Origin of the sequence: Cesiribacter sp. SM1 (assembly GCF_020178975.1) — a bacterium.
Taxonomy (GTDB): Bacteria; Bacteroidota; Bacteroidia; order Cytophagales; family Cyclobacteriaceae; genus Cesiribacter.
The window spans coordinates 629,719-641,284 of sequence record NZ_JAHXBU010000094.1 but is presented as its reverse complement, the minus strand read 5'-3'; the positions used below and the strand labels follow the sequence as shown (position 1 = coordinate 641,284).

At 46.1% G+C, this 11,566-nt stretch carries 10 protein-coding genes; 5 read left to right on the top strand and 5 right to left on the bottom strand.

The window, feature by feature from the left end; translation table 11 throughout:
- Positions 1-688 precede the first annotated feature (688 nt).
- Positions 689-3,304, bottom strand: a complete 2,616-nt coding sequence (locus KWJ01_RS26835; protein ID WP_370634789.1) for a substrate-binding domain-containing protein — start codon at positions 3,302-3,304, stop codon at positions 689-691.
- Positions 3,305-3,951: 647 nt separating this feature from the next.
- Between KWJ01_RS26835 and KWJ01_RS26830 the strand changes: the two genes are divergently transcribed.
- The 3 genes from KWJ01_RS26830 to KWJ01_RS26820 all read left to right on the top strand — a co-directional run bounded on the left by KWJ01_RS26830 (position 3,952) and on the right by KWJ01_RS26820 (position 7,782).
- A complete protein-coding gene (locus tag KWJ01_RS26830; protein WP_225000223.1) occupies positions 3,952-4,452 on the top strand; it encodes a lipopolysaccharide assembly protein LapB in 501 nt (166 codons plus the stop codon).
- 474 nt (positions 4,453-4,926) lie between these two features.
- Positions 4,927-6,381: a M48 family metalloprotease gene (locus tag KWJ01_RS26825; RefSeq protein WP_225000368.1), complete on the top strand. Its 1,455-nt coding sequence runs from the start codon at positions 4,927-4,929 to the stop codon at positions 6,379-6,381.
- A 276-nt stretch (positions 6,382-6,657) separates the two neighbouring features.
- Complete coding sequence (locus KWJ01_RS26820; RefSeq protein WP_225000222.1) at positions 6,658-7,782, top strand: hypothetical protein; 1,125 nt, start codon at positions 6,658-6,660, stop codon at positions 7,780-7,782.
- 85 nt (positions 7,783-7,867) lie between these two features.
- Here the strand turns inward: KWJ01_RS26820 and KWJ01_RS26815 are convergent, their stop codons facing one another.
- From KWJ01_RS26815 to KWJ01_RS26800, 4 genes are all read right to left on the bottom strand, one after another.
- The gene (locus KWJ01_RS26815) at positions 7,868-8,170 is read right to left on the bottom strand and encodes a hypothetical protein (RefSeq protein ID WP_225000221.1); all 303 of its coding nucleotides are present in this window, start codon (positions 8,168-8,170) and stop codon (positions 7,868-7,870) included.
- Positions 8,171-8,299: 129 nt separating this feature from the next.
- The gene (locus KWJ01_RS26810; RefSeq protein WP_225000220.1) at positions 8,300-8,674 is read right to left on the bottom strand and encodes a type II toxin-antitoxin system death-on-curing family toxin; all 375 of its coding nucleotides are present in this window, start codon (positions 8,672-8,674) and stop codon (positions 8,300-8,302) included.
- Complete coding sequence (locus KWJ01_RS26805; RefSeq protein WP_225000219.1) at positions 8,671-8,847, bottom strand: hypothetical protein; 177 nt, start codon at positions 8,845-8,847, stop codon at positions 8,671-8,673. Before KWJ01_RS26805 ends, KWJ01_RS26810 begins: the two co-directional genes overlap by 4 nt.
- A gap of 143 nt (positions 8,848-8,990) precedes the next feature.
- Positions 8,991-9,560: a hypothetical protein gene (locus KWJ01_RS26800; protein WP_225000218.1), complete on the bottom strand. Its 570-nt coding sequence runs from the start codon at positions 9,558-9,560 to the stop codon at positions 8,991-8,993.
- A gap of 165 nt (positions 9,561-9,725) precedes the next feature.
- On the opposite strand from KWJ01_RS26800, the gene KWJ01_RS26795 reads away from it, so the two are divergent.
- Both KWJ01_RS26795 and KWJ01_RS26790 read left to right on the top strand, forming a co-directional pair.
- Positions 9,726-10,373, top strand: coding sequence for a porin family protein (locus KWJ01_RS26795; protein ID WP_225000217.1), 648 nt, complete (start codon positions 9,726-9,728; stop codon positions 10,371-10,373).
- A gap of 81 nt (positions 10,374-10,454) precedes the next feature.
- Positions 10,455-11,465: a MoxR family ATPase gene (locus KWJ01_RS26790; protein ID WP_225000216.1), complete on the top strand. Its 1,011-nt coding sequence runs from the start codon at positions 10,455-10,457 to the stop codon at positions 11,463-11,465.
- Positions 11,466-11,566 lie beyond the last annotated feature (101 nt).

The following is an 11,566-nucleotide window of genomic DNA, read 5'->3' as shown; positions in this document are numbered from 1 at the left end:
CAAGATTGTTTGAATTTCAATCGTTTTCAGAAAATCACGCAAAATCAGCGTTTACGCAACCGTTTGCGGTAAAATAAATCTATATTTCCAGTACCCCTTGCTTTCATTATTGTATCATTCTTTCAAAATCGTATCACCTCTAATGTACTACCTGTGCTGCTGATCTGCCCATGTAGCTGCTCATAATAAAATTTTAGCACAGGAAGGAGAGGGTTATCTGTTATCTCGGTATAATCAGGAAGCTGCTGTATCAAAACCAGAATCCGGCTGGCACCAGATTCAGGCCAAAGGTATAGAGATTTTGAAGGGGTGGGGTGGTTCTGGCAAAGGAGCAGAAGCGCAAAACGCCTGGTGCAGGGGCTAACATCATTAACATATGCAGCGACCAATGTAATGAGCCGGACTGACAGCAGCCATTCAGCATATGCTCTGCTCTACTGTTAACTATATCAGATAGCTACCATGTAGTCTCTCCGGGATTTTTGCCTCTACAGAAACCTTTGGCTTTATCTTTTATCCTTTCGGGATTATGAGGGTTGCAAGCTAAAAGCCGGAGGCAGGAACGGCAATAAGGCTGTTTCTTCAGCCGTAGTCTGGTCTTGCTGTTGAAGTGGTTTTACACTTTCTGTACCACAACAGATAGTTGGGAGGTTAGCAGCCGGGCACAGCAAAAGTTTCAGAGAAAGTGCTAATGCTTGATCAGGTGAGAACCTTTGAAATCAGAAGGACTTATGCCAAAATGATTTTTAAAGGCAGTGGAGAAGTAGGCGGGAGAAGAAAAACCCACCTCTGCAGATATCTCCGCTATGGTCTGATCGGTATGGAGCAACAGGTGCTTCGCTTTTTTCATGCGCGCTTTTACTACATAATCGTTCACAGAATATCCTAAAAGCTGTTTTACCTTTCTGTATACCTGCACCCGCGACATGCCCAGGCTTTCTGCAATATCGTTGGTGTTGAACTCAGCGTTTGAGAGGTTCTTTTGTACCAGCGCCCTAAACTCACTGATGAATTTCTTCTCCAGCTGCTTAGGGGCTGCCAGTGCTGTATCTACCGGAATCTCACTGCAGTAATGCTCTTTTAATTTTTCCCTGGACCTAAGCAGGTTTTTGATCCTTTCCAGCAGGTATTGATAGCTGAAAGGTTTGGTCACATACAGATCTGCGCCCGACTGTATGCCTTCGATCTTATGATCGATAGAGTCTTTTGCCGTGAGTAGCACCACCGGTATATGCGAAGTTCTGGGATCGTTTTTCAAGGTAGCCGTTACTTCCAGCCCATCCTTGTTTGGCAGCATAATATCAGAAATAACAAGATCCGGCACTACATCAAAGGCCTGGTTTAGGCCTAAGATACCATCTGGCGCTTCTACCACGTTAAAGTCTTTTTGTAGCCGCTGCCTCAGAAATGCCCTAAGCTCATTGTTATCTTCAATCAGCAAAACCGTGTGCTCTTTTTGCAGGCTTGCACCGTCTGCTTCAGAAAGATCTGTATAGCTGTCTTCTGAAGTATGGAGCAGGGAGGGCATCAGGTAAAGGGCTTCACTTCCTGACTCTATAAGAATCTCTTCTTCTTTCAGGTGTTCCTTTCCTAAGGGCAGTGTGATGATAAATTTAGTGCCCTTCCATTTTTCACTTACCACGGCAATACTGCCTTTGTGCAGCGAGATAAATTCTTTTGAAAGTGCCAGCCCCAGACCGGTGCTTAAGTTATTATAGGTATCGCCTGTGTAGAATCTGTCGAAGGCATGTTTCACATGCTCCGGCGCCATGCCTTTCCCGGTATCCTCCACTGTAATTTCTACACTGTCGTAAGTATCAGAAACTGCTATGCTGATGCCGATGCTTCCTCCATCGGGTGTAAATTTGAAAGCGTTGGAAAGCAGATTAAACAGCACTTTATCAAGCTTATCGGTATCAAAATAAACTTTTAGCTTCTCCGGTTTACTATCCACCATAAAACTGATTCTTCTTTTTTGTGCCACCCGCTTAAAGGAAGAAGCAACATCCCTGATGAAGGCTACAATATCATTTTCTGCTGCCTGGAGCCTCATTTTCTTATTTTCAATCTTTCTGAAATCCATCAGCTGGGTAACCAGGTGCAGCAGCCTGTTTGCATTGTTCTTAACCAGCTGCATGTCTTTCTTCAGGTCGGAGTTAATATTGCTCCTTAAGATGTCTTCTACAGGACCAAGTATTAAGGTTAATGGTGTGCGGAACTCATGCGAAATATTGGTAAAGAATTTAAACTTGGCCTCCGTGGCTTTATCAGCTTTACGGGCCATTTTTTCTATTTCATTGCGCTGGTTTAAGATCTCCCTGTTCTTTGCAAGCAATACCCTGTTTATTTCCTGCTTTTCTCTTAATGCCAGCATAGCAAGCGCCCCCAGGATAATAATAATGGTGAGGCTGCCCAGCATTATGTACAGAAGGGTTCTTTGGTTCTGGTAGATCTCAATTTGCTCCTTTATCTTATCCTGCTGCCGTTCAATGCTTTTCTGCTGTACAAGAATTTTGTCTGTTTGCTGCTTCATGATGTGAACATTACGGCCATCTATTGCCGTACTGCTCAGAATATTTTCCTTTTCGTAAGGCTCATGACGCAGGATCTTGTTGGCCAGTTTTATGATTTCCTCGCCACCGGTTGGGTACAGAAAAGTGGCATCCAGAATGCCATCGGTTACAAACTGCAAACCTCCGTTGGTACCGCTTAAGCCATCCACACCTACAAATAAAAGCTTCTCCTCCTGGTTAATACTCTTCAGGTACTCATATGAGCCTAGCGCCATTACATCATTATGAGCGAACAAAAGGTCTGCATCCTGTACTTTTTTATAAACATCAGGAAATCTCGCTTTCGCAACTTCTTTTTCCCATTCGCCTCTTACTTCTGCTACAATGTTGATATCGGTAAAAGGGGCAAGGGCATCCATAAAGCCCCTGTGGCGGTCTATTGCCGGAGACGAACCTTTAAGGCCCCATACTTCAATGATGTTGCCCCTCCCTTTCAGCAGTTCAGCAACATAGTTTCCTGCCAGTTTACCTATTTCGTAATTGTTAGCACCTACATAGGCTGTGTAGAGCGAGGAAGAGGTTCTGCGGTCAACGATAATAACCGGAATGCCTTTTTCAAAAGCTTCTTCAACCAGTGGGGTGATGGGGTCGGTCTCGTTGGGAGATACAATTAGCAGGTCTACCCCCTGCTCTATAAACTCGCGGATGTGCTTTGCCTGTTCGGGAGTGCTGTTTTTGGCATCTTTGATCACCAGCTCCATGTCCTGGTAGAATGAGAGCTCCCGTCTCATATCATCATGCATCGCCTTACGCCACGCATCTCCGCCTGTACATTGGGAGAATCCAATTCTATATTGCTTTTCCTTTTCGGCGTTGCTGCAGGAAAAAAGAAAAGGTACAACCAGAAAGAAACAGGCTAAAACATTGCGCATCCTCAAAGCATCTATATATCAATACTCAATATATGATATGTAGCTATAATCTCAATCGTTTGCATTGAGATTTGAAGGGAAATAATTTACCAAAACTGATTTATATCGCACACAAAAGACACCCGTAGCACCTTGAGTGTAAGATACGGCAGCACCCAGCTCTACTACTTCCTTAGTGCCTTTGAAGAGTATTTCCAATACATGCCCGGCAACAAAGCGCTACTACACAGATATTTGGCACATACCCATCTGATCATGCCTTAAAAGTATACCTCTGCAGTAATTGCAACAGCGCTGTAGCCAGGCTGAAGCAGGTTTATGGTTAATGTACAAAACCAGTAAGCAACTTAAATCAAGCAGTATAATACAGAAGAGCCTCCCTCCTGATTGCTTCATAATATTTTTTAACAAATTATTTATAACTACCCTCCAAAACTCTTGGAATAATGAAATAATATATTAAACTTTAACAAGTAGATGTTTTTTTATCTCTTCTCTCTATTTTTATGATACTTTGTGTTGCCTGGCTCTTGTTGTCCCTTGTAATAGGCTTTTTAGGCAAAAACCGTTCTGTTGAATTTAGTGGTGCTTTTTCACTCTCTTTGATTCTGAGTCCTCTGGTAGGGTTGGTGTTAGTGCTGCTATCGCCGGAGGTATACGATAAAGCCTCACTGGCACTGGCATCGGGTGAGCGCCTGCTCAGGAAAAAGAAAATAGACAAGGCCATCAGTGCTTTCCATGTTTCACTCAGGGCCAGGCCTTACAGCATTGCTGCCCACTATGGCTTAGCAAGAGCCTATTCCCTTAACAACATGCCTGAAAAAGCCCTGTACCACCTAAACCGTGCATGCGAAAATGGCTATTTTAACCTGCACAGGTTACAACACAGCCCGGATCTGCATAACTTAAGGAGCTATGAAGGCTTTAAATCTTTTGAACCAAACAGGTTTATGCTGGGCTACTTTCTAAGCGATTCAAAAAACAGCCAGTTGCCTATTGCCTCATAAACTGCTTATAAACAAATCGGTACCTGCTTCTTTCTATTCAACATCCATAGAATAGAACAATACTGCTGTTCCTGCTATTTTGGCAGCGCTACCTAACTGGGTTCTTTCAACACCCTCCCGACTTCAAATCCTGCTTTTTACCGGGTTGTTCAACCATGGCTTTCATGATGTGCGTACCTGTACCACACCTACTGGCTGCTCAGGCCGGGCTTATGCTCATTAATTTATGTTTATCTAAGACCATCTTTTTAGAGCAGTAGCTTTGCCTGTGCCGGAACAGCCTCTAAACAGCCTTCAAATAAGGAATCCGGATGTACATAAGCCTACACCCACTATCTGCAGGATAATGGCCAAGGAATAAACTGCCTGCTCCAACAAAATAGGCTAATCTTCAGTTAATTCAGGGTTGAAAGCCTTTACCACGACCTATCCGCATAGCGGAATTTTTTTCAGATTTAAATTTTATCTATCGTGATGAACAAACCCGCACTCATCAGCCTGATTGTTGCTGTAGCGCTTTTTTTTAATTCCTGCGCTACCAATCCGGTTACTGGCAGACGCCAGGTGAGCCTGGTCTCCACTGAACAGGAGATCGCTATGGGCAAGGAAGCCGATCCACAGATTGTAGCCCAGTTTGGCTTATATGAAAACCCCGAGCTACAGCGCTTTATTCAACAGAAAGGCGAGCAGATGGCAGCCGTCTCTCACCGCAGTGAGCTAAACTATGAGTTTAAAATATTAGACTCTCCGGTAATCAACGCCTTTGCTGTACCTGGTGGTTATGTATATTTTACGCGCGGCATTATGGCGCACTTTAACAACGAAGCCCAGTTTGCCGGCGTACTGGGGCATGAAATAGGCCACATTACTGCCCGCCACTCTGCACAGCAGCAAACAAAGGCAACACTGGGGCAGGTAGCCCTCATTGGCGCCATGATTGCCTCGCCGGAATTTGCCCAGTTTGGTAATACTGCCGCCCAGGGATTGCAGCTCCTGTTTTTGAAGTATGGCCGCGACGATGAGCGCCAGTCTGACGAGCTGGGGGTTGAGTATTCCTCTAAAATAGGCTATGATGCTACCGAAATGGCCGATTTCTTTTTGACCCTTCAGCGTCAGCAGGAAGGAACAGGAGCAGAAGAAATCCCTGGTTTTCTTTCCACACACCCAAACCCCGGAGAGCGATACGAAACCGTACATGAGCTGGCGGCTAAATGGAAAAAGGAGTTATTACTCACCAATGCCGAAGTAAACCGGAACAGCTACCTAAAGATGATAGATGGGATGGTATATGGAGAAGATCCAAAGCAGGGCTTTGTAGAAAACAGTATTTTTTACCACCCCGAGCTCAGGTTCCAGTTTCCGATACCTACCAACTGGCAGCATCAGAATAGCCCGCAGGCATTCCAGATGGCATCTCCGGATGGTAAAGCCATGATGATGCTTACACTTGCACAGGGCAGCTCACTCCAGGAGGCGGCCCAGCAAACCCTGCAACAGTACGGCCTGCAGATGGTGGAGTCGAAGCAGGTTACAGTTAATGGTTTGCCAGCTATTGCCATGGTAGCAGACCAACCAGCACAACAGGGGCAGCAGCAGGGACAAACCCTTCGCACACTTATTTACCTGATCCAGTACGGAGGCAATATCTACAGCATGATTGGGGTTTCTTCGGCCAATGATTTCAATAACTATCTTCAGCTCTTTAGCAACACCATGCAGGCATTCAGTCAGCTTAACGATCCGGATAAGTTAAACCGCCAGCCGGAGCGCATTCAGGTTCGTACAGTTCAGCAGGCAGGAAGCTTTTTACAGGTTCTGACCAATTTTCAGGTGCCTAAAGACCGTATGGAGGAGCTGGCCATACTCAATGGGCTGGAGCTTACCGACAGGGTAGAACAGGGAACCATGATAAAGGTAATAGGGCAGTAAAAAATCCGAAAAAACATAAATGTTAGAAGCCCCGGCAGAATGTAGATTCCCGGGGCTTTTTGCATAACAAAACTTACAAAACATGGCCCGCGCTTCATTTAGAGCTCTGATAATGCCAGCCAACAGCCATAGATCATCATGCTGTTTTGTATCAATAATATTGCAAATACTACATCTAACAGCTTAAGAATCATATAATAGATATCTTCATGCCCTGAATTTTGCTGAAAAGCTAAAAGCCCTCTCCGGATATCTATCATTTTAAAAGAACCTGCCATGCGGTTATATCTGCTTCTTGTGCTGCTGTTGATAAGTGCATCAGCCTTTGGCCAGCACACAGATTATGTTGATCTGCCCACTGCTGTATATACTAAATCAGTAGAGGTAAAAGCCACTTCTGCAGGCGGCCTGGGCAAGGAAAACCTGTTCATTAAAATAAAAAACCTGATCAACAAGGTTATTCATGTTAGAATACCTCCGGGACTGCATTTTAAATCTAAAGATCCCGGGGCACAGGATCTTTTTACTGTAAAAGAAGTGCTCATAAGCCTGGAGCCCGGATCAGAGAAAATGATCAACAGCAGGGGGTTTTGCATGCAGGCCACCAATTATTCGCCGGGCGTAAATGGCGAGTACCTCTTCAATGGATTTGCCATAACTCCCCTGAAAATACTGGGAGATTCCCTGGCAAAATATGAGGTTGTGGCAGATGAGTATGGACAAATGTTTGTATGGGCCATTACCAACAACAGAAGCCTCTATGATATTTCGGTAGATTCTGCCATGCTTGGCAGCGCCTCTAACATCATGAACTATGTGGCTGGCGTTACCAATACAGAAGCCGGCAGGGTAAGCATCAAAAAGAACTATCTTGATCTTCCATCAATAGAAACCTTTTCAAAAAAGGCAGTGCTTGCATTTCACAACCCTGTTGATGAGGTGGCTTCCTTTGTTTTATACGATGCCCGGGGCAGGGAAAAGTACCACTACTTCACCAACCAAAAGCTTGGTGCCGGGGTAAAACACTACACCTTCGGGGTAAACGAAACCATCTTTTCTACCGATAACCCCCGCTATACTGCAAAGGTAGTTACGGCTTCGGGCAAAGTACTGGCGCAAATGGATGTAGACAAAAGCACGGTAGAAACACCTGTTAGTCCGGAGGTACTTAAACATACCATGCAGTTTTCCATAGAAAAACCGCTGGAGTATGTAAAGCTGAACATATACCTGGAGAACGGAACCCTGGTGCAGGAATTTAAACGCTACAGGCAGCTGGGCATCGGCAATTACGACCTTTATATCGAATTTTTACATCTTTACCCGCCACACACCCGTTTTGTGGCAAAACTGGAGGGTGTAAACGGTAAGGTATACCAGCAACAGCTCATGAAAAATTAAGGGACCTTTTGCGTCAATTCTCAAGTACCAGTGGGGAATAGGGCTACTAACTAATGCAGCACTGGTTTTGTCTTATGCTGTATGCTTAATTTTCGTGCCTGATAAAACTGATGGCGCTGCTGTCCAGGGCCGGATCGTTTACGGTATAAAAAACAAACTGCTGCCCTCTGTACACAATCTTTACACGATCGTATTCCTTAAGGCCCTCTTCTATTACAGACCGCAGGCTTGAAAAGCAGGTTAAAAAGGCTACGGATACAGCTGTGCTTAAGGTATCATAGCCCGTTTTTCCCAAACGAATAGCTGTTTCGCAGCATTCGTCCAGAATAAGGCTGTGCAGCGGGTGTAGTTCATTTATATTATGATCTTCTATGAATTGATTTTTCAAAGTGGACAACTCCATGTACACGCTCAGGGATGATTATAATAAGGCTTTAACGGAAAAAGAGGGGAAAGGTAAACACTTAGCACCTCCTGAGTAGTTGGTGTTGAGGTTTTTCATAATCATGCCTGCACTTTACTTAACAAGGTGCAGCCGCAGCCATTCCACTATCTGCTCATAACCGGCCTGGCTGGTGGCAATATCCAGCATCAGGCTGTGCCGCTCCTCTTCGGTGGCATCTATTTGCATCCCCGCCTCCAGGAGCAGCAGCTTCATGACTACATAGGCAGTTCGGATGTTTCCTTCATGGAAGGGATGATTTTTAACCAGGCTTTCTGTCAGCGCAGCTGCTTTTTCCAGGCGGCCCTCATAAAGATCCTGCCCACCAAAGCTTGCCAGGGGCCGGGCCAGCGCTGCCTCCAGCCCGCGCTCATCGCGAATGCCTGTGTCACCAAAAAAGCGTTCGTTGAGCATTTCGTGGAGGTAAACTAGTTCTTCCCACTCTATCATCGGCCCAGGCGTTTTAGCAAACGAGCATCTTCTTCAATAATATGAGCAATTAGCTGCCTCCGTTGCAGTGCCTGCTCATGCTTTTCAATATCCTGCTCCAGCCTTACCAACTCTTCGGCGGGTAGTGCATCAATTAGGCGGTGCAGGTGCTGGCGTATTTCTTCTGCTGTCATGCTTAAGAAACCGTTAAAGCCGGCTCTGGTTTAGCAAACACTGCTCTAATCATCTGCCGCTCTAAAGGGCAAACACTCTAACAGGCAACTGTTCCAACTGCAGCTACTGCCGCTATAGGCAACAGCCAAGCCATAAAGGGCTGCTATGCCTGCTCAACGCCCAGTTCTTTAAAATACAGGCCCATGAGCCCTCGCTTATCCATAGTGCCTTTTGGCAGCAAGCCCAATGGCAGGGTTGCTTCATGAGCATTAATTGCCCTCACCCATTTCGTTACTGCATGTATTTTATTTTCTGTATACTGCAGTATTACCCAGTCCCAGCTGCTGTAATAGGTAAGCATCCAGGCAAGCTCCTCATTCATCCAACCTTTCTCTATTATTCTGTTTAGCGCAAAGTAGGCCTCGGTGATTTTATCTTCCCATAAATCGGCAAGACCGGTAAAGGAGGCTGGCTCCACCTCTGCATACCAGCTAAGAAAAATAGCCCGTTTCAGTGCTTCGTTACGCACATATCTTTCGGTTTTAAAACAGCAAAGTGCAACATACTCGGCATGTATCTGGCGATACTGGTCAAAAATTCCCTGCTGCTGCAGGTAACGGTTAAGCTGCTCTATGCTGCCACTGTTCGTGTACACCTTTTTATAAATCTCATGCTCCTGTTCAGAGAGTTCCAGGAGCCTGAGCTGTTTGGCACTTATTTCATTAATATTCATACCTCCGGGGGTGTATTCCTGCTTAAAGGCGTTATAGGATGGTAGCCTTATTTACGGGTATATATGAACTGCACAATCTTTTATAGCACCAAAACGCTATCTTCGTCAGGCAGTTGTTAAATCTGTTGCACAATAATACCAAAAGCCCAATCTTTGTTGCTAAGAATGAAGCACTTTGTTATACTAGTATGTTGCTGTTGCCTTTTTTCAGGTACAGCATTTGGGCAGCTGTCGGTTGGTGTTCGCGGAGGCTATGGTTTACACCGTATTCAGTTTAATGAGTTTACCAACCTGGCTGCACCGGCGCAGGAGTGGACGCCCGGTATAGGAGGAGGCATCCTGTTCCGTAGCTTAAACACGCCTCACTTAGGTATACAACTGGAGCTACTGATGGAACAAAAGGGCTGGCACCTGTTTCCCGGCACCAGTGAGGCGTTTCATATAGAAGAACAGCACCTGAGCCTGCCTATTCAGAGCCTGGTAGTGGTAGGGAGCGGACGCCTGCAGCTGCTCATTACGGGCGGGGCATTTGCCTCCTATATATTGGGCGAAAAAATAATAGAAAATGGTACTGAGGTTGTTTATAGTATTGATTACAGGAGCCAGCCCAGGCTCAATTGGCACTATGGGCTGCTGGGCGGGCTAGGGCCTGCTGTGCGCCTTGGCAATAACCTGCTGCAACTGGAGGGACGCTTTGCCTACACGCTTAGCAACAGGCTGCAGCCAAACCTGGCACGTAACAATGTTTTTAATGCAAGCCAGCAAATGTCTGTAACAGTTTCGCTGGTCTGGACCACCCAACTTAAACCATAAGTGTAAATACCAATTGGAGCGCGGGCGCGTTCCTATCTTCAGTTGTTCAGTAAATAAAAGATAAAGATACACCTTATATAGATGGAAGACTTTTTTTCAGGCAGCAGTAGCCAGGCGGGCGATCGCCGCCAGGATCATCAGCGGAAAATCAAAGATGTGTTTCACGAGGTAGGTAAAATGGTGGTGGGGCAGCAACACATGATAAACCGCCTGCTGATTGGCCTGTTTACCAACGGACACATTTTGCTCGAGGGTGTGCCGGGCCTGGCCAAAACCCTTACCGTAAATACACTGGCCCAGGTACTGCACCTGGACTTTAAACGCCTGCAGTTTACCCCGGATCTGCTGCCCGCCGACCTCATTGGCACCATGATCTATAACCAGCAAACCAGCAACTTTGAGGTGAAGAAGGGCCCCATCTTTGCCAACATCATTCTGGCCGATGAGGTAAACCGCTCCCCTGCCAAGGTACAAAGTGCCCTGCTGGAGGCCATGCAGGAAAAGCAAATTACCATTGGCGATACCACCTACCAGCTCGACAGACCTTTTCTGGTACTGGCAACCCAAAACCCCGTAGACCAGGAGGGAACCTACCCCCTGCCCGAAGCACAGGTAGACCGTTTTATGATGCGGGTGTTTGTAGATTACCCCACCAAAGACGAGGAGCTGGAGATCATGCGCCGCATGGCCAACACAACCTTTAAGCCCCAGGTTGGCACCATCCTTACCAAAGAAGATATCTTTGAAATAAGAGATGAGATCAATGCCGTGAACATCAATGATTCGCTGGAGCGCTACATTATTGAGCTGGTATGGGCTACCCGCCAGCCTGCTAACTACGGCCTTAAAGACGAAGCTGCCTACATCCAGTTTGGCGCATCGCCCCGTGCCAGTATCAACATAAATCTTGCCGCCAAGGCAGTAGCCTATTTCGACGGGCGCGATTATGTGCTGCCCGAAGATGTAAAGGAAGTAGCAGAAGACGTACTAAACCACCGCATTCTGCTCAACTACGAAGCCGAAGCCGAAGCAGTAACAGGTAAGGATCTTGTCAGGTCAATTCTGCAGAAAATTCCGATCAGCAGTTTGTAGCAGCAGCTGCAGCTAATAGGGTGCCAGCATAAGGCGTTTGCACTCACCGGCCGTAAAGCAGCCCAGTCACAGCCAGCTCCTGCTCCGCCAGCCTTGTATCT